The sequence below is a fragment of the Litoreibacter sp. genome (assembly GCF_039974535.1).
Classification (GTDB): domain Bacteria; phylum Pseudomonadota; class Alphaproteobacteria; order Rhodobacterales; family Rhodobacteraceae; genus Litoreibacter.
Genome location: NZ_JBDWIU010000016.1, coordinates 51,224 through 68,316, shown reverse-complemented (window position 1 = coordinate 68,316; position 17,093 = coordinate 51,224). Strand labels below are relative to the sequence as shown.

Annotated in this window: 17 protein-coding genes; 10 read left to right on the top strand and 7 right to left on the bottom strand. The window is 58.1% G+C overall.

All coding sequences use genetic code 11. The annotated features are described in order from the left end of the window. Positions 1-103 precede the first annotated feature (103 nt). The 9 genes from ABJN86_RS16965 (at position 104) to cysE (ending at position 8,823) form a co-directional block, all read left to right on the top strand. Positions 104-421, top strand: coding sequence for a gene transfer agent family protein (locus ABJN86_RS16965; protein WP_348363072.1), 318 nt, complete (start codon positions 104-106; stop codon positions 419-421). Further along, complete coding sequence (locus tag ABJN86_RS16960; protein WP_348363071.1) at positions 418-609, top strand: phage tail assembly chaperone; 192 nt, start codon at positions 418-420, stop codon at positions 607-609. The genes ABJN86_RS16965 and ABJN86_RS16960 overlap by 4 nt, the downstream gene beginning before the upstream one ends. Continuing rightward, complete coding sequence (locus ABJN86_RS16955; RefSeq protein WP_348363070.1) at positions 609-1,271, top strand: phage tail tape measure protein; 663 nt, start codon at positions 609-611, stop codon at positions 1,269-1,271. The genes ABJN86_RS16960 and ABJN86_RS16955 overlap by 1 nt, the downstream gene beginning before the upstream one ends. Positions 1,272-1,290: 19 nt before the next feature. Beyond that, positions 1,291-1,923, top strand: a complete 633-nt coding sequence (locus tag ABJN86_RS16950) for a DUF2460 domain-containing protein (RefSeq protein WP_348363069.1) — start codon at positions 1,291-1,293, stop codon at positions 1,921-1,923. Continuing rightward, positions 1,920-2,795, top strand: coding sequence for a DUF2163 domain-containing protein (locus tag ABJN86_RS16945; RefSeq protein WP_348363068.1), 876 nt, complete (start codon positions 1,920-1,922; stop codon positions 2,793-2,795). The genes ABJN86_RS16950 and ABJN86_RS16945 overlap by 4 nt, the downstream gene beginning before the upstream one ends. Further along, positions 2,792-3,238 (top strand): NlpC/P60 family protein, encoded by a 447-nt coding sequence (locus ABJN86_RS16940; RefSeq protein WP_348363067.1) that lies wholly within the window; start codon positions 2,792-2,794, stop codon positions 3,236-3,238. The genes ABJN86_RS16945 and ABJN86_RS16940 overlap by 4 nt, the downstream gene beginning before the upstream one ends. Then, positions 3,238-7,191, top strand: a complete 3,954-nt coding sequence (locus tag ABJN86_RS16935) for a glycoside hydrolase/phage tail family protein (RefSeq protein WP_348363066.1) — start codon at positions 3,238-3,240, stop codon at positions 7,189-7,191. Before ABJN86_RS16940 ends, ABJN86_RS16935 begins: the two co-directional genes overlap by 1 nt. Then, entirely contained in the window at positions 7,184-7,894 is a 711-nt protein-coding gene (locus ABJN86_RS16930; RefSeq protein WP_348363065.1) for a DUF2793 domain-containing protein, read from the top strand. Before ABJN86_RS16935 ends, ABJN86_RS16930 begins: the two co-directional genes overlap by 8 nt. A 119-nt stretch (positions 7,895-8,013) precedes the next feature. Then, positions 8,014-8,823 (top strand): serine O-acetyltransferase, encoded by an 810-nt coding sequence (gene cysE / locus ABJN86_RS16925; RefSeq protein ID WP_348363064.1) that lies wholly within the window; start codon positions 8,014-8,016, stop codon positions 8,821-8,823. A gap of 68 nt (positions 8,824-8,891) precedes the next feature. Here cysE and ABJN86_RS16920 read toward each other — a convergent pair whose 3' ends face one another. The 7 genes from ABJN86_RS16920 to gap form a co-directional block, all read right to left on the bottom strand. Further along, a complete protein-coding gene (locus tag ABJN86_RS16920; protein ID WP_348363063.1) occupies positions 8,892-10,190 on the bottom strand; it encodes a pyruvate dehydrogenase complex dihydrolipoamide acetyltransferase in 1,299 nt (432 codons plus the stop codon). Between the two features lie 12 nt (positions 10,191-10,202). Further along, positions 10,203-11,567, bottom strand: coding sequence for a pyruvate dehydrogenase complex E1 component subunit beta (locus ABJN86_RS16915; RefSeq protein WP_348363062.1), 1,365 nt, complete (start codon positions 11,565-11,567; stop codon positions 10,203-10,205). A 14-nt stretch (positions 11,568-11,581) separates the two neighbouring features. Continuing rightward, positions 11,582-12,577 (bottom strand): pyruvate dehydrogenase (acetyl-transferring) E1 component subunit alpha, encoded by a 996-nt coding sequence (pdhA, locus tag ABJN86_RS16910; RefSeq protein ID WP_348363060.1) that lies wholly within the window; start codon positions 12,575-12,577, stop codon positions 11,582-11,584. Between the two features lie 161 nt (positions 12,578-12,738). Beyond that, the gene (locus tag ABJN86_RS16905; RefSeq protein WP_348363059.1) at positions 12,739-13,044 is read right to left on the bottom strand and encodes a septum formation initiator family protein; all 306 of its coding nucleotides are present in this window, start codon (positions 13,042-13,044) and stop codon (positions 12,739-12,741) included. Positions 13,045-13,161: 117 nt separating this feature from the next. Beyond that, positions 13,162-14,055 (bottom strand): fructose bisphosphate aldolase, encoded by an 894-nt coding sequence (locus ABJN86_RS16900; RefSeq protein WP_348363058.1) that lies wholly within the window; start codon positions 14,053-14,055, stop codon positions 13,162-13,164. A 117-nt stretch (positions 14,056-14,172) separates the two neighbouring features. After that, the gene (locus ABJN86_RS16895) at positions 14,173-15,351 is read right to left on the bottom strand and encodes a phosphoglycerate kinase (RefSeq protein ID WP_348363056.1); all 1,179 of its coding nucleotides are present in this window, start codon (positions 15,349-15,351) and stop codon (positions 14,173-14,175) included. A 78-nt stretch (positions 15,352-15,429) separates the two neighbouring features. Then, positions 15,430-16,434, bottom strand: coding sequence for a type I glyceraldehyde-3-phosphate dehydrogenase (gene gap / locus ABJN86_RS16890; RefSeq protein WP_348363055.1), 1,005 nt, complete (start codon positions 16,432-16,434; stop codon positions 15,430-15,432). 284 nt (positions 16,435-16,718) lie between these two features. Here gap and ABJN86_RS16885 point away from each other — a divergent pair, with 284 nt between their 5' ends. After that, positions 16,719-17,066, top strand: a complete 348-nt coding sequence (locus ABJN86_RS16885; RefSeq protein WP_348363053.1) for a hypothetical protein — start codon at positions 16,719-16,721, stop codon at positions 17,064-17,066. Positions 17,067-17,093: the final 27 nt, after the last annotated feature.

Below are 17,093 nucleotides of genomic sequence, written 5' to 3'. Positions count from 1 at the left end.
AATATGCAGGGGCTTTGGAGGGGGAGGCCACCTATGAGATGGCGATGGCCTCGGCGGGCGCGCTGACGTTCACCCCGATCCTAGACGCTGCGGTGGCCCCCTGATGGCGAACCCTTGGGCGGGGGAAGTCCGCTTGGTGCTGGAGGGTCAGGCGCATGAGTTGCGTCTCACATTGGGAGCCTTGGCCGAGCTGGAAGCGGATCTGGGCGGCGAAACCGTGTTGGAGCTGATCGAGCGCTTTGAGGCGGGCAAGTTTTCCACTCGCGATGTGCTGGCGTTGATCGTCGCAGGCCTGCGCGGTGGCGGCTGGCGGGGTGTGGGCGCGGATTTACTGTCAGCCGAGATTGAGGGGGGCTTGCTGGAATGCACCAAAGTGGCGGCACAATTGCTGGCGCGCGCCTTTGCGACCCAAGGGGCATGAGCGGCTTTGACTGGCCTGCGTTGATGCGGGCTGGCGTGGCGGGTGGATTGAAACCTGTGGAATTTTGGGCGCTGACGCCTGCGGAGTTGATTTTGGTTCTTGGGTTAGAGGCGGTGGAGAAGCCGCTGAACCGCGCTCGCTTAGTAGAACTAGAGCGGATGTATAGCGACATGAAAGGAGCGCCTTGATGGGTGTCTTGGATGGAATAGACGGGCTTGAGAGCCGCATTGAGGGGTTAGAGGCCTCGCTTGGCGGCGCGGAAGTGGTTGTGAGCACCTTTGAGACGGAGCTGGCGGCGATGCGTTCGACGATGCTTTATACCTCGCGCGAAGTGGCCTCGTTGTCCTTGTCGATTGGTGGCGGCTTGCGCAAAGCTTTTGACGGGTTGGCGTTTGACGGGATGAAGCTGTCGGATGCGCTGAAAACCGTGGCCGAGAGCATGGTGAATGCCGCCTATAACACCGCGTTGAGGCCTGTTCAGAACGGATTGGGGGAAGTGTTGGCCAATGGGGTTAACGGCTTGGTGTCGGGAATACTGCCGTTTGAGAAAGGCGGGACGTTTTCCCAGGGGCGCGTGATGCCTTTTGCCAAGGGGGGCGTTGTCAGCTCCCCTACCAATTTCGCCATGCGCGGCGGCATGGGGTTGATGGGCGAAGCGGGGCCTGAGGCGATTATGCCGCTGGCGCGTGGACCTGATGGCAGCCTTGGGGTGCGTGCAGGCGGGGGCAGTCAGCCCGTGCAGGTGGTGATGAACATCGCCTCGCCGGATGTGTCGGGGTTCCAGCGCTCCCAAAGCCAGATAGCCGCCCAGATGAGCCGCGCACTGAGCCGCGGCCAGCGCAACCGATGATTTACAAGAGGACCTCGCGATGAATTTTCATGAAGTACGGTTTCCGGCGTCGCTATCCTTTGGCTCCCTTGGGGGACCGGAGCGGCGCACGGAAGTGGTGACCTTGGCCAACGGCTTTGAGGAGCGCAATACCCCATGGGCGCACTCGCGCCGCCGCTATGACGCTGGCGTGGGTATGCGGTCTTTGGATGACGTGGAAACCATGGTGGCCTTCTTTGAGGCGCGCCAAGGGCAGCTATACGGGTTTCGTTGGAAAGACTGGTCGGACTTCCGCTCGTGCAAAGCATCAGGTGACGTGACCTTCCAAGACCAGATCATCGGGCAGGGCGACGGAGTGCAAACGGAGTGGCAATTGATCAAGACCTACGCCTCGGGGGGGTATGACTACGCGCGGCCTGTGAAGAAACCGGTGGTGGGCACCGTGTTTGTCGGCTTTGACGGGATTGCGCTGCAAGAGGGCGTGGATTGGGAGATAAACCCAGATTTGGGCGTCGTGAGCTTTGGTGAAGCACCGGACGTGGGGGTAGAGATAACCGCCGGCTTTGAGTTCGACGTGCCGGTGCGCTTTGACGTGGATGCCATTCAGACCAGTGTGGCGAGTTTCCAAGCAGGGGACGTGCCAAGCGTGCCTGTCGTGGAGGTGCGGGTATGAGCCTTCAGGAGCATTTAGCGAGCGGATTGACCAACGTGTGCCGTTGCTGGGCCGTGACACGGCGTGACGGGCAGGTGTTTGGTTTCACCGACCATGACGAGGCGGTGGGCTTTGATGGGGTAGAGTTCAAGGCGGACACAGGCCTGACGGCGAGCGCGTTGCAACAGGTGACGGGGCTGGCCGTGGACAACACGGAGGCCGTGGGGGCACTGTCGGACGAGGCCGTGACCGAGACGGACATCAACGCGGGGCGCTTTGACGGGGCCGAAGTGACCGCGTGGCTGGTGAATTGGCGTGACGTGGATGAGCGTGAAGTACAGTTCAAAGGCAGCATCGGGGAGTTGAAGCGGGCGGATGGCGCGTTTTACGCGGAACTGCGGGGGGTGTCAGAGGTGCTGAATACTCCGGTGGGGCGCGTCTACCAAAAGCCGTGTCAGGCCTTGCTGGGGGATGGCACCTGCTGCGTTGATCTTACGGTTGCAGGATACCGGACCGAGAATGCGGTTGAGCAGGTTGAGGATGGACGCGTCTTTCGTTTTGCTGAGCTGGCCGGATTTGACGATCGTTGGTTTGAGCGTGGTCGCTTGGTGGTGCGCACGGGACAGGCTGAGGGGCTGGTCGCCTTAATCAAGAACGACCGGAGCATTGATGGCACGCGGGTGATTGAGCTGTGGGAAGAATTGCGCTTGCCAATCGTGACCGGCGACACGGTGATGATTGAGGCGGGATGCGACAAACGGATTGAGACCTGCCGCCTGAAATTCCAAAACATCGCGAATTTTCAGGGCTTCCCCCATATCCCCGGCGAGGATTGGCTGATGGGGTATGCCACTGAGACGGGCGCCAATGATGGCGGGAGCCGTTACAAATGAGCACCCTAGCAGAAGATATGGTGGCGGAGGCGCACACATGGATAGGGACGCCCTATCGCCATCAAGCGAGCTGTAAGGGCGCGGGCGCTGATTGCCTTGGGCTTTTGCGCGGAGTGTGGCGTGCCATGTACGGTGATGAGCCCGAGCAGGTCCCTGCCTACTCACCGGATTGGTCGGAACCACAAGGAGAGGAGCGCCTGTGGGCCGCAGCAAAGCGGCGATTGGTGGCCAAACCTGTGGGGGAGGAAGCGCTGGGAGACGTTGTGTTGTTCCGTATGCGTGAGCAGGGAGTGGCCAAGCATTTAGGCATCGTCTCTGCGCTGGGAGGCACACCAAAGTTCATTCATGCCTATTCGGGGCATGGGGTAGTGGAGTCTCCGTTCTCGGAGCCTTGGGCACGACGCGTTGTGGCGCGTTTCAAATTTCCGAAAGCAGGTAGCTGATGGCAACGATACTACTTTCCGCAGCAGGCGCCGCGGCTGGCGGCTTCCTTGGGGGCGGGGCGTTCGGACTTAGCTCTGTTGTGATCGGGCGTGCCATCGGGGCCACCATCGGGCGGGCTATTGATCAACGACTGTTGGGTGGTGGCTCTGAGACTGTTGAGACGGGACGTCTGGACAGGATGCGGGTCATGGGCGCCAATGAAGGCGGCGCCATTGCACGCACCTATGGGCGTATGCGTGTGTCTGGGAACGTCATATGGACGTCGCGTTACAAGGAGAAGGTCACCGTCTCCGAGCAAAGCGGGGGCAAAGGGGGTGGGCCTAAAGCCACGACCCGCCAGTACAGCTACTGCATTTCGGTCGCGATTGCTCTGTGCGAGGGCGAGATCGCTCGGGTTGGGCGTATTTGGGCGGATGGCAACATCGTAACCAAATCCGACCTGAACCTACAGGTCTACCGTGGGACCAAAGACCAGCAGCCGGATCCTGTGATGAGCGCCATTGAGGGCGAGGGCACGATCCCTGCGTACCGCGGGCTTGCCTATGTCGTGATCGAGGATATGGAGCTGTCGGATTACGGCAACCGCGTACCGCAACTGACATTCGAAGTGATCCGCCCATCCCGCGCAGATGGGGTAAAAGATGAATTGGTCACCGATTTGGTTGAAGCCGTTGCCTTGATGCCGGGATCGGGGGAGTTCGCCTTGGCGACCACGCCTGTGTACCGCACGGGCGATTTGGGCGAAGAGATCGCAACCAATGTGAACAGCGCTGAAGGGTCCGTGGATCTACTGTCTTCATTGGATGCGTTGAATGGGGAATTGCCGAACTGCGCCTCAACCTCGCTTGTGGTCAGCTGGTTTGGCAATGACCTGCGCGCTGGGAACTGTGAAGTGGCGCCTAAGGTGGAGCAGCACCAAAGTGGCGCTTACACGGTGGGTAGCACGCCTGCGGGGGGCGCTGATGCCTCCGTGTGGTCCGTGTCGGGGGTAAGTCGTGCGCAGGCGCAGCTGGTGGCCCATGAAGATGGTGCGCCGGTCTATGGCGGGACGCCGTCAGATGCATCCGTGCTAGAGGCCATTGCCGCGTTGAAGAACGCAGGCCAAAGCGTGATGTTCTATCCGTTCATTTTGATGGATCAGCTCGACGGCAATACGTTGCCAGACCCCTATAGTGGTGACACGGGGCAAGCGGTCTTGCCTTGGCGTGGGCGGATTACGTCGGATCGGGCTGTTGGCGTGGTGGGATCTACGGATGGGACAGCGGCCGCATCGGCTGAGGTTGCCGCCTTTATGGGTACCGCACAGCCTTCGGATTTTCAGATCGTGAACGGGGCTGTGGTCTACTCTGGCCCCGCTGAATACTCCTACAGACGTTTTATCCTGCACTATGCGCATCTTTGTGCGGCTGCGGGCGGCGTTGGGGCGTTTTGTGTGGGCTCCGAGATGCGCGGGCTGACACGGATACGCGGAGAGGGTGGCACCTTCCCCGCTGTAGAGGCACTTCGTGTGTTGGCGACGGAGGTGCGCATGGTTTTAGGCGCATCTGTGAAGATCGGCTACGCTGCGGATTGGTCGGAGTATTCGGGGTATCAACCTCAGGACGGCTCTGGAGACTTGCTGTTTCATCTCGACCCGCTTTGGGCGGATGATGCCATAGATTTTGTCGGGATCGACAACTACATGCCCATCGCGGATTGGCGTGACGGGGATGACCATCTGGATGTGGAAGCGGGGACTATCTATGACCTCGACTACTTGCGCGACAACATTCGCAGCGGTGAGGGCTATGATTGGTACTACCGCGACGCCGAGGAACGCGCGCTGCAGATACGCACCCCGATTGAGGACGGCGCACATGGAGAACCATGGGTGTACCGCTTTAAGGACCTGTGGAGTTGGTGGGAGCAAGCGCATCACAACCGTGTAGGGGGCGTGCGCTCTGCTGTATCAACAGATTGGGAGCCGCAATCCAAACCCATTTGGTTTACGGAACTGGGCTGTGCGGCGATCGACAAGGGGCCAAATCAGCCCAACAAATTCCTAGATCCGAAATCCAGCGAAAGTGCGACGCCGCATTTCTCGAGCGGGAAGCGGGATGATTATGTGCAGATGCAATATTTGCGCGCCTATTACGGCTTTTTCGCGGATGAAGGGAACAACCCTGTTAGCACCGTTTACGGCGGGGCTATGGTCGACATGTCACGGGCATTCATCTGGGCGTGGGACGCGCGGCCTTGGCCTGATTTTCCCAGCAACCTGTCTGTCTGGAGCGACGGGCAGAACCATGTCACGGGGCATTGGTTGACGGGGAGAACCTCGGTGATGCCGCTGGCGCATGTGGTCGGCGAAATCTGCGAAAGCGTTGGGTTGTCTGCCTATGACGTGGACGCGCTACATGGGATCGTCCGGGGATTTAGCGTGGCGGAGTTCGACACCCCGCGTGCGGCGCTGCAACCCTTGATGATCGCGCTGGGCTTTGACGCGATTGAGCGCGGCGGCAAGGTGGTGTTCCAATCCCGCAGGGATGGGGTGGCGCAGGCCATTGAAAGCGCCGAGTTTGTAGTTGATGGAAGTGATGCCGTTTTTGAGCAAACCCGTGCCCCTGAGGCTGAAGTCGTGGGCGAGGTCCGCGTAGGCTACGTAGAGGCGGAAGGGGAGTTCGTTGCCCGTGTGGCGGACGCACGCTTTCCGCATGACGGGGCCAGAGATGTGACCCAGAACGAGTTGCCGCTGGCCTTGACGGAAGCTGAGGCCACCACAATTGCGGAGCGTTGGTTGTCGGAGGCGCGGGTTGCGCGGGATGCGGTAACATTTGCCGTGCCGCCCTCGCGCATTGATCTAAAGGCAGGCGATCTGGCCGAGCTGACGGACACCCAAGGCGATAAGACCTTGTACCGAGTTGACCGTGTGGAAGACCGAGGCGCGCGCCGTGTGGATGCGGTCCGTGTCGAGCGTCAGATTTATACGCCGAGCGATGCCGTTGAAAGTGTTGGCGAAATCCGGCCCTTCGCGGTGCCTGTCCCTGTGTCCGCGCAATTCATGGATATTCCGCTGTTGACGGGGGATGAGATCGCCCACGCGCCCTATGTCGCGGCCTATGCATCGCCATGGCCCGGCGGCGTGGCAGTGTATAGCTCAACTGAGGATAGCGATTACTCGTTGAACACAGTCATTGAGACGCCCTCTCGCATGGGGGTGCTGGACACTCCATTGCCCGAGGCCAAAGCAGGCTTGTGGCAGCGAGGAGACCCATTGCGGGTGCGTGTTCCTGGTGCGCCGCTAAGCTCCGTCTCGCGCGAAGCGGTGTTGGACGGGGCCAACGTCGCGGCGATTGGGGACGGCTCATCGGGCGTGTGGGAGATCATCCAGTTCACCGGGGCAGAACTTGTCGCGACGAACACCTATGACCTGTCGGGCTTGCTACGCGGTCAAGCTGGCAGCGATGGGCTTATCCCGCAGGTGTGGCCAGTAGGAAGCCGCTTTGTCATGTTGGATGGCGGCCCGTCGCAGATAGAGATGCAACTGTCGGCGCGTGGCTTGGCTCGTCATTACCGAATAGGGCCGTCTTTGCGCCCTTATGATGACCCGTCGTACCGCTACTATGTTGAGGCATTCCAAGGGGTTGGGCTGCGTCCCTATGCGCCCGCACACCTAAAGGCGAGAACCTCTGCTGCAGGGATTGAAACCACTTGGGTGCGCCGCACACGGATTGATGGAGACAGCTGGGTCTCGGTCGAGGTGCCATTGGGTGAGGACGTCGAGCAATATGTTGTCCGCGTGATCCAAAATGGCTCTGTCATCCGAGAGGCGCAGGTCAACGATGCTTCATGGACCTACACGGCGGCAGATCAAGCGTCTGATGGGTTGATTGGACCCTTTGAAATCGAAGTAGCGCAGGTGTCTTTGCGCTTTGGACCCGGATTATTCACAAGGATTGAACTCAATGGCTGATACAGCAACTTTGAACCTCCCGCTGATCGCGGCATCTCAGGCGCAAAAGCATGTCACCGTGAACGAGGCGTTGGCGCGGATCGATGCGGCGTTGCAATTGAGCGTGACAAGCCGCACCGAAACGACGCCGCCTAGCACCGTTGAAGACGGGGTCAGCTACTTGGTGCCCTCGGGCGGCGTAAACGCTTGGAGCGGCCAAGACGGTGATGTGGCGTTCTACATTAACGGCGGGTGGGAGTTTGTGACGCCGTTGTCGGGCTGGCGCATCTTCGTGACGGATGAGGCTTTGGATATTCGCTTCAACGGGGGGGAGTGGGAGGACAACCCACTGTCTTCCTCGCCGTTTGGGGCTGCAATGCGGGCGGAGACCGTAGAATTTGACTACACGATCGGCGCGGGTGCCACTGTGCCGACCGGATTTGTTATTCCGGACGGCAGTATCGTCTTCGCGGTTACTGGATTGGTGGTTGATCCCGTGACCGGCACTCTTACCGATTGGTCGCTTGGGGTGGATGTGTCGGACACGCGCTACGGGTCGGGATACGGCCTTGGTGCCGGGTCTTGGGTGCGTGGTTTGACGGGGCAACCGCAGGCATATTACTCCAATACTCAACTCAAACTGACTGCCAATGGTGGTGACTTTTCGGGCGGCACTGTGAGGTTGGCAGTGCACCTTCTACGGTTCGATGTCCCGCGAGCATAAAGTCGTTAATAACAAAAATTGATACATAACTTCACGCTTTTGCGCGTGACAGGGGTTTGGAATTGCCAGATTTTACCTATGTGGTGTATGGTAGACGGAACACCGATTGAGGACATCTGATGGCACATTCCGACCCCTTGCTGGCAAATATCGATCCAGTTTGGACGCAAATAACTGAAGAGGCGCGCGACGCGATTGCTAAAGAGCCGCTGTTGGGCGGCTTGATCCATGGCTCTTTGCTGCATCATGCCAAGCTGGAATCTGCTTTGGCATTCCGCTTTTCGCAAAAACTTGCGTCGCCCGAGATGTCGGAGCAAATCCTGCGCGAAATCGCGGATGAGGCCTATGCGTCTGATCCGTGGCTCGGCGAAGCTGCGCGCGCTGACATCGTGGCGGTCTATGATCGTGACCCGGCTTGCGAGCGGTTCATTCAGCCTGTGTTGTTTTTCAAGGGCTTTCAGGCAATCCAAGCTTACCGCGTTGGCCATTGGCTTTGGAAACAAGGTCGCAAGGATATGGCGTATTTTGTACAAATGCGCACGTCCGAGAGCTTTGGCGTGGACATCCACCCAGCGGGCCAAATCGGAAAGGGCATCATGATTGACCACGCGCATTCCATCGTTATCGGTGAGACCGCGATCGTTGGCGACAATGTTTCTATGCTGCATTCCGTCACTTTGGGCGGTACTGGCAAAGAGCATGACGACCGCCACCCGAAGATCGAAAACGGGGTGCTGATTGGCGCTGGTGCGAAGGTCTTGGGCAACATCACGGTTGGGCATTGCTCGCGCATTGCTGCGGGCTCGGTTGTGCTGGAGGAAGTGCCGCCGATGAAGACCGTGGCAGGGGTTCCGGCCAAGATCGTGGGGGAGGCAGGATGCACACATCCGTCGATTTCTATGGATCAGATGATCGGCACAAAAGGCTGATCACAACAGTATAAACGAAAAAGGCCGGATCATCTGATCCGGCCTTTTTTGTATTTTTCTTCAAGCTATTAAGCGAGCATAGCCACTGGGTTTTCAAGGTTGTCCTTGATCGCATTCAGCAAGTTCGCCCCAAGTGCGCCATCGATCACACGGTGATCAACGCTCAGTGTGGTGGACATCACTGTCGCCACTTTCAGCTCACCGTCGTCGCCAACAACTGGCTTCTTGGCACCAGCGCCCACAGCCAAGATCGCGGCATGTGGTGGGTTGATGATGGCGTCGAAGTTGTCGATGCCGAACATGCCCAAGTTAGAGATTGCGAAGCTGCCGCCCATGTACTCATGCGGTGCCAACTTGCGGTCACGTGCGCGCGACGCGAGGTCTTTCATTTCGGCCGACAGGGCAGATAGAGACTTCATGTCGGCGTCTTTGAGGACCGGAGTGAACAAGCCACCCTCGATCGCTACGGCGACAGCTACATCGGATGGCTTCAGGCTTAGCGTGCGGTCGCCAGCCCAGACAGCGTTCGCTTCTGGAACTTGCTGCAACGCCAAAGCGCAGGCTTTGATGATGAAGTCGTTAACCGATAGCTTGATGCCGCGCGGCTCGAGCTGTTTGTTCAGCGTGGAGCGGAACTTAAGCAGTGCATCCAGCTGGATGTCGCGACGCAGGTAGAAGTGCGGAACCGATTGCTTGGCCTCGGTAAGGCGGGCCGCGATGGTTTTGCGCATGCCGTCGAGCGGTTGCTCCTCGAACTCGCGACCTTCGTACATTTTGCGCACTTGGTCGGTGGTTGGGCCAGAAGCCATTGCAGCACCTGCTGGTGCGGCGGCAGCGGCCGCGGGGGCTGCTGCGGCTTTTGGCGCAGCGGTTGCGTTCTCTACATCAGCCTTAACGATGCGACCTTTAGGGCCGGAGCCTTTCAACGTCGTAAGGTCGAGACCTTTGTTTGCCGCGATACGGCGTGCCAAAGGTGATGCGAATACGCGGTCACCGGAGGCTTTGGCTGGGGCTGCGGGCGCAGGTGCGGCAGCGGCTGCAACGGGCGCTGCGGCCTCAGAAGCGGCGGCAGGTGCGGCAGCAGCGGGGGCTGGCGAAGCAGTCCCGATGTCGTCCGCGCTTTCGCCGTCTTCCAGCAAAACCGCAATAGCAGTGTTCACCGCAACGCCTTCGGAGCCTTCGGCCACAAGGATCTTGCCGATAACGCCTTCGTCCACGGCTTCGAATTCCATGGTGGCTTTGTCGGTTTCAATCTCGGCCATGACGTCGCCGGAATTAACGGTGTCGCCTTCTTTCACTAGCCATTTGGCCAATGTGCCCTCTTCCATAGTAGGGGACAGCGCGGGCATGAGAATTTCGATTGGCATGATCTGCGCTCCTTAACGGTAGGTGACAGCTTTGACGGCATCCACAACCTCTGGGGTCGTGATCAGCGCCAGCTTTTCTAGGTTTGCGGCATAAGGCATCGGTACGTCTTTACCAGTGCAGGTGATGACGGGGGCGTCGAGGTAGTCGAACGCCTCCTGCATGATCTGCGAGCTGACGTAAGAGCCGATGGAGCAGACTGGGAAGCCTTCTTCAACGGTGACGCAGCGGTTGGTCTTCTTGACGCTTTCCAGCACGGTTGGCATGTCCATCGGGCGCAGGGTGCGCAGGTCGATAACTTCTGCCGAAATACCATCTTCTGCCAGTTTATCAGCGGCTTCCAAGGCGTACTTCATGCCAATCCCGAAGCTGACGATTGTTACATCTGTGCCCTCGCGCCAGATTTTGGCTTTGCCCAATGGAACGGTGTAGTCGTCCATCACAGGCACGTCGAAGCTTTGGCCGTAGAGGATTTCGTTCTCGAGGAAGACAACCGGGTTCGGGTCGCGAATGGCGGACTTCAAAAGGCCTTTGGCGTCGGCTGCCGAGTAGGGCATGACCACTTTCAGACCTGGGATTTGAGCGTACCACGCGGCGTAGTCATGGGAGTGCTGTGCCCCAACACGCGCAGCGGCACCGTTCGGACCACGGAACACGATCGGGCAACCCATCTGACCACCAGACATATACAATGTCTTCGCAGCGGAGTTGATGATTTGGTCAATCGCCTGCATGGCGAAGTTAAAGGTCATGAACTCAACGATTGGGTTCAAGCCGCCAAATGCAGCACCAGTTGCGATACCGGCAAAGCCGTGCTCGGTGATTGGCGTGTCGATGACGCGCTTCTCGCCAAACTCGTCAAGCAGGCCTTGTGAGATTTTGTAAGCGCCTTGGTATTCGGCAACTTCTTCACCCATCAAGAAGACTTCCGGCGTGCGGCGCATCTCTTCGGCCATGGCATCGCGCAAGGCTTCGCGCACGGTGGTTGATTTCATCTCTGTGCCGGCTGGCAGGTCTGCCTCGGCTGGGATGACAACTTCAACTGGTCCGCGAGCGGCGGCGGCGGGTGCCTCAGCTGCGACTTCCGCCGCTGGGGCAGGGGCTGCAGCAGGTGCCGCGATGTCATCGGCGCTTTCGCCTTCTTCAATAAGCACAGCAATTGCAGTGTTCACGGCAACGCCTTCGGTGCCTTCCGCGACAAGGATCTTGCCGATGATGCCTTCGTCGACGGCTTCAAATTCCATCGTGGCTTTGTCGGTTTCAATCTCTGCCATGATGTCGCCGGAGGAGACGGTGTCGCCTTCTTTAACGAGCCATTTGGCAAGGGTGCCTTCTTCCATAGTGGGCGAGAGGGCGGGCATTAGGATTTCGGTAGCCATTGGTCAGTTTCCCCTCAAGCTTCTGCGTAGATGTCTGTGTAAAGCTCGTCCAAGCTGGGCTCGGGGCTTTCTTTGGAGAAGTCTGCGGCTTCATTCACCGTAGCTTTGATCTCCTTGTCGATGGCCTTCAGGTCATCGTCGGTGGCGTGCTTGCCTGTCAGCAGCATGTCGCGAACCTGCTCGATGCAGTCACGCTCGTCGCGCATTTTTTGCACTTCTTCGCGGGTCCGGTATTTCGCTGGGTCAGACATGGAGTGACCACGGTAGCGGTAGGTTTTGACCTCTAGGATGTAGGGGCCTTTGCCTGCGCGGCAGTGAGCAACGGCTTTCTCGGAGGCTTCTTTCACCGCCAAAACATCCATGCCGTCCACGACTTCGCCTTTGATGCCGAAGGCCGCGCCACGTGTATAAATGTCAGGGGAGGAGGTGGAGCGCGCCATCGACGTGCCCATCGCGTATTCGTTGTTCTCGATCACGAAGATTACTGGCAGGTCCCAAAGGGCGGCCATGTTGAAGGCCTCGTAGACTTGACCTTGGTTCGCCGCGCCATCACCGAAGTATGTGAAGGTTACGTTGTCGTTGCCGCGGTATTTGTCCGAGAAGGCCAATCCGGCGCCAAGTGGCACCTGCGCGCCAACGATGCCGTGGCCGCCGTAGAAATGTTTCTCCTTGGAGAACATGTGCATCGAGCCGCCTTTCCCTTTGGAGTAGCCGCCTTCGCGACCGGTCAGCTCGGCCATAACGCCTTTGGGGTCCATGCCGCAGGCCAGCATGTGGCCGTGGTCACGGTAGGATGTGATGCGTTTGTCGCCTTCTTTTGTGGCCGCTTCCAGCCCGACAACAACAGCTTCTTGGCCGATGTAGAGGTGACAGAAACCGCCGATCAGGCCCATTCCGTAAAGTTGGCCTGCCTTTTCTTCAAAGCGGCGGATCAAAAGCATGTCTTTGTAGTAGCTTAGAAGCTCGTCCTTGGAGACATTTGCTTTCTTGGTTGTTTTCTTGGCGGCCATGTTGGCGATCCTCCCAAAAATCTAGCGCAAAAGAGTATAGTTTAACGTTAAACTATCTTCTATCAGAGCTTTTGGAAAAGATCACCCCTGTTTAGATGCCATAGGGTAATTTTAGCCACAGGTGGCGTTATCTTGGATAAAATTGTTTAATTTCAGGGCGGTTAGCGAAGTAGGATTTCGTCGGAGCGCATCAGGCCCAGTGTTGCGCGGGCCTGAGTGTCTAGAAGATCCAAGTCAAGGTAGCCATCTGACAGGCGGCGCGTCTTGTTGCGCAAGCTGGCAACATCGGCTTCCAATGCATCCAACTCGTTGCGCAGGGACTCGATTTCGGCTTCGACTTGGACACGGCGGAAAATACCGTAGTCGCCCTGCACAGCAGCAAACACGAAATAAGCACCCATTACGAACAACAGGCAGAAGATCAGTAGGGGCGTGATGCCGAATGATGTGGTGCGCGAATGTGTCATGTCTTGCCTCAGGGGCGCGTCTCTTTTGGACGCTGCCCCACATGAATCGCACATGAGATTCGATTTGTGAATCCCTTAAATAACAAAAAGGGTAATTTTTGTTGGGATTCTTGCTACTTATCCAGAGACAGAAGCTGAGTAGATGCTGTCGATTGTGCCAGCGATCATGTTGTTGAACTCTGCACCGCTTTGGTTCGCCGACAGGCCTTCGGTGAGCGCGCGTGAGAAGCTGGCGATTATGCCGCTGTTTGTGGACAGGCGAGCGTTGGCCTCGGTGCGGTTGTAACCGCCCGAGAGGGCAACAACACGGATAACGCGCGGGTGGTCGACCAGTGGTTTATACACGTTCGCGATTTCTGGCAGTGTTAGCTTCAAGATGACGTCCTTGCCCTCGGGCAATGCGTCGAGTTGCTTGATCAACTCGGCCAGCAGGATGTCTTCGGCTTCGGTTTTGTCAGCGATGGTGATCGTGATCTCTGGCTCAATAATTGGTACCAAACCTTGGCCCAGGATTTGGCGACCCAGATCGAACTGTTGAGCGACGATCGCCGCGATGCCTTTTGGGGAGGCGGCCGAGATGACAGAACGCATCTTCGTGCCGAACATGCCTTTGCCCACGCCGCGCTTCAACAAGGCGTCTAACCCGTCGATGTGTTTCATCAGCTGCACGCCGTCGGCTTCCGCCTCTAGGCCTTTGTCGATTTTCAAGAAGGGCACAACGCCGCTGTCTTCCCAAATGAACTGGCCCGATGGAACGCCGTCCATCTCGCCGTCCATTGTCTTCTCGAACAGGATCGCGCCGATGACTTTTTCGCCGTTGAAGGCAGGGGCTTTAACGATGCGAGTACGCATTTTGTGGATTTGGCCGAACATCTCAGCGTCGTTGGCGTAGCCCTCTTCGCTGATGCCGTAGAGACGCAATGCTTTAGGTGTCGATCCGCCGCTTTGGTCCAGCGCCGCGATAAAGCCATTGCCGTTACGAATTTGTTCGAGTTGTGCGGAATTTGACATGTGAAAAGCCTCGTCTAGTGGTCCGATTTAATGACCTACTAGGCGAGGTTTTCGATGTCCGCAATCCTGCTTGCGCTAACATAACGTAAAAAATTTATCAGGTTTTGCCTGAATAGTTTAACCCTCGAGGGCGGCTACTCCGGGCAAAGTCTTGCCTTCCATCCACTCTAGAAACGCGCCGCCAGCCGTTGAAATATAAGTGAAATCTGCCGCTGCATCCGCGCCATTCAGGGCCGCAACCGTGTCTCCACCGCCTGCAACAGAGACCAAATCGCCACGTCTGGTCAAATCGGCGGCCTTTCGGGCCGCCGCGTTGGTGGCGAAGTTGAAAGGCTGGATCTCAAACGCCCCCAGCGGGCCGTTCCAGATCAGCGTGTTGCTGTCCGCAAATACCGCCTCAAGTGCGGCCACTGTATCGGGGCCCGCATCAAGGATCATCGCGTCAGCAGGGCATTTGTCAGCGGGGAGGACCTCGTGGTCAGCACCGGCTTTGAACTCGCGCGCAACGACGATGTCAGTAGGCAGGTGGATTTTGCAATCGGCGGCTTCCGCCTTGGCGAGAATGTCGCGTGCGGTGTCGGCCAGATCATGCTCGCACAGGGATTTGCCAACGTCGATGCCTTGGGCGGCAAGGAAGGTGTTGGCCATGCCGCCACCAATCACCAGATGGTTCACCTTGCTCACCAGATTGCCCAGCAGATCCAGCTTGGTGGACACTTTGGCGCCGCCAACGACCGCGCAAACAGGACGCTTCGGTGTGGCCAATGCGCCTTCCAGCGCGCTCAGCTCGGCTTGCATCAAGCGGCCAGCGCAAGCGGGCAGCAGCTTGGCCAACGCCTCGGTGGAGGCATGCGCACGGTGCGCGGCGGAGAATGCGTCGTTGACGTAGATATCGCCCAATGTGGCCAGACGTGCGGCGAATGCGGCGTCATTGGCCTCTTCACCAGGGTTGAAGCGCAGGTTTTCCAGCAAGGCGATCTCGCCCGTGCCAAGGGCATCTATTTTCTCGCCGTAGTTGCCATCGATGAAGGTCACAGGTTGGCCCAGAATATCGGACAGGGCAGGGACGACGTGGCTCAGCGACATCTCCGGCACGGTTTTTCCCTTTGGGCGGCCGTAATGCGCCATCAGAATCGGCTTGCCGCCAGCGGACAACACGTCACGCACGGTTGGAACGATCCGGTCAATGCGAGTGGTATCAGTGACGCGGCCATCTTCCATCGGCACGTTGATATCCACGCGGATCAACACGCGCTTGCCGTTCAAATCCATGTTGTCGAGTGTCTTCCAAGCCATGTGTCGTCTCCATAAATGCGTACGGCCCGCTTCTATAAGGAGCGGGCCGCGGGTTCTAGTCGATAGGTTGGGTCTAACCTAGATAAGTTTGCCCATCGCAACCGCAGTGTCGCTCATCCGGTTGGAGAAGCCCCACTCGTTGTCATACCAGCTGAGGATGCGGACCATGCGGCCATCCATGACTTTGGTTTGGTCCGACGCAAAGATCGAGGAGCGCGGGTCGTGGTTGAAGTCGGTGCTGACCAGCTTCTTGTCTGTGTAGCCAAGGATGCCTTTCAACGGGCCGTTTTCAGATGCGGCTTTGACCAACGCGTTGATTTCTTCAACGGTTGTGTCGCGGGCGGCTTCAAACGTCAGGTCAACCACGGATACGTTCGGGGTTGGCACGCGGATGGCGACGCCGTCCAGCTTGCCGTCCAGCTCTGGCAGGACCAAGCCCACGGCTTTCGCGGCGCCAGTGGATGTTGGGATCATGGACAAAGCCGCAGCGCGTGCGCGGTACAGGTCGGAGTGCATGGTGTCCAAAGTTGGCTGATCGCCCGTGTAGCTGTGGATCGTGGTCATGAAGCCTTTAACGATGCCGATGTTGTCTTGCAGAACGTGGGCAACAGGTGACAGGCAGTTGGTGGTGCACGACGCGTTGGACACAACGATGTCATCTGCGGTCAGGCTGTCGTGGTTGACGCCGTACACGATGGTTTTGTCTGCGTTTTTGCCAGGTGCCGAGATCAGAACGCGGGATGAGCCGTTCTCAAGGTGGGCTTGGCACGCTTCTTTCGAGCTGAAGATGCCTGTGCACTCCATGACGATGTCGATGTGGCTCCACGGCAGGTCCGCAGGGTTGCGAATAGCCGTTACCGCAATCGGGCCACGGCCCACGTCGATGGTGTCGCCTTTGACGACAACTTCCTGTGGGAAGCGGCCATGAACACTATCGTATTGCAGCAGGTGCGCGTTGGTCTCGACAGGGCCCAGATCGTTGATGGCGACGACTTCGATGTCTGTACGACCGCTTTCAATGATGGCGCGCAAAATATTGCGACCGATACGGCCAAATCCGTTGATGGCTACTTTAACTGACATGGGGGAGACCCTCCTGAGGGAGATTGCAATTGTGTTATCGCTAACAATTACATTTTCATGGAAAGGTCAACCTATGGGGCGCTAATCCATTTGATCACGTTTTTGAGGTTTTGGCGCCGAAATTGCAGCCTGAGCGACGTTTAGGCCCATTAGAATGGGGTGGTTGTCATAATATTTTCCATAATTTCGAATTATTGCCACATTCTGCATCTAAGCCGTCGTTACGCGTGAAGTGTTTTCACGTCATTTGCCGCCATTTATTCAGTACACAGGAGATCAATGTAATGGATCACCAACGACTTAAGCCTCTCAAGGGCGCGTCAGCACGTGAGCAGACGGCCTTTACAATGAAGACGATCAAAGAACTGCTTGCCGAAGAACTTACGGCGGGTGACGAGCTCGGCGAGGCAGAGCCAAAAGAGGCGATTGAAGCTGCCCCATCGAAAGATGTGCCGGCGCAGAACGTTGAAGCGAAAGCTGAGCCGGCTGCCAAAGTGGCGACTGCTGCTCCAAAACCTTCGCGCCCAGAAGTGCCGAAAGCAAGTAGCTTCCCGCGGATCACACCAGCATCGGAAGCACCGGTTGAAGCCCCAAAATCGCGCTCGTTCTTGGGTCGTATTTTTAAGGGATAGTGTTGCAAGGCGGACCTATTGCCGCCT

What these genes read in the sequence shown, in the direction of transcription:
- ABJN86_RS16945 (WP_348363068.1), top strand. Translation starts at nt 1,920, where the DNA reads ATGAGCCTTCAGGAGCATTTAGCGAGCGGATTGACCAACGTGTGCCGT.
- ABJN86_RS16895 (WP_348363056.1), bottom strand. Translation starts at nt 15,351, where the DNA reads ATGGCTTGGAAGACACTCGACAACATGGATTTGAACGGCAAGCGCGTG.
- ABJN86_RS16900 (WP_348363058.1), bottom strand. Translation starts at nt 14,055, where the DNA reads ATGTCAAATTCCGCACAACTCGAACAAATTCGTAACGGCAATGGCTTT.
- ABJN86_RS16960 (WP_348363071.1), top strand. Translation starts at nt 418, where the DNA reads ATGAGCGGCTTTGACTGGCCTGCGTTGATGCGGGCTGGCGTGGCGGGT.
- ABJN86_RS16935 (WP_348363066.1), top strand. Translation starts at nt 3,238, where the DNA reads ATGGCAACGATACTACTTTCCGCAGCAGGCGCCGCGGCTGGCGGCTTC.
- ABJN86_RS16920 (WP_348363063.1), bottom strand. Translation starts at nt 10,190, where the DNA reads ATGCCAATCGAAATTCTCATGCCCGCGCTGTCCCCTACTATGGAAGAG.
- cysE (WP_348363064.1), top strand. Translation starts at nt 8,014, where the DNA reads ATGGCACATTCCGACCCCTTGCTGGCAAATATCGATCCAGTTTGGACG.
- ABJN86_RS16905 (WP_348363059.1), bottom strand. Translation starts at nt 13,044, where the DNA reads ATGACACATTCGCGCACCACATCATTCGGCATCACGCCCCTACTGATC.
- ABJN86_RS16950 (WP_348363069.1), top strand. Translation starts at nt 1,291, where the DNA reads ATGAATTTTCATGAAGTACGGTTTCCGGCGTCGCTATCCTTTGGCTCC.
- gap (WP_348363055.1), bottom strand. Translation starts at nt 16,434, where the DNA reads ATGTCAGTTAAAGTAGCCATCAACGGATTTGGCCGTATCGGTCGCAAT.
- ABJN86_RS16915 (WP_348363062.1), bottom strand. Translation starts at nt 11,567, where the DNA reads ATGGCTACCGAAATCCTAATGCCCGCCCTCTCGCCCACTATGGAAGAA.
- pdhA (WP_348363060.1), bottom strand. Translation starts at nt 12,577, where the DNA reads ATGGCCGCCAAGAAAACAACCAAGAAAGCAAATGTCTCCAAGGACGAG.
- ABJN86_RS16965 (WP_348363072.1), top strand. Translation starts at nt 104, where the DNA reads ATGGCGAACCCTTGGGCGGGGGAAGTCCGCTTGGTGCTGGAGGGTCAG.
- ABJN86_RS16930 (WP_348363065.1), top strand. Translation starts at nt 7,184, where the DNA reads ATGGCTGATACAGCAACTTTGAACCTCCCGCTGATCGCGGCATCTCAG.
- ABJN86_RS16955 (WP_348363070.1), top strand. Translation starts at nt 609, where the DNA reads ATGGGTGTCTTGGATGGAATAGACGGGCTTGAGAGCCGCATTGAGGGG.
- ABJN86_RS16885 (WP_348363053.1), top strand. Translation starts at nt 16,719, where the DNA reads ATGGATCACCAACGACTTAAGCCTCTCAAGGGCGCGTCAGCACGTGAG.
- ABJN86_RS16940 (WP_348363067.1), top strand. Translation starts at nt 2,792, where the DNA reads ATGAGCACCCTAGCAGAAGATATGGTGGCGGAGGCGCACACATGGATA.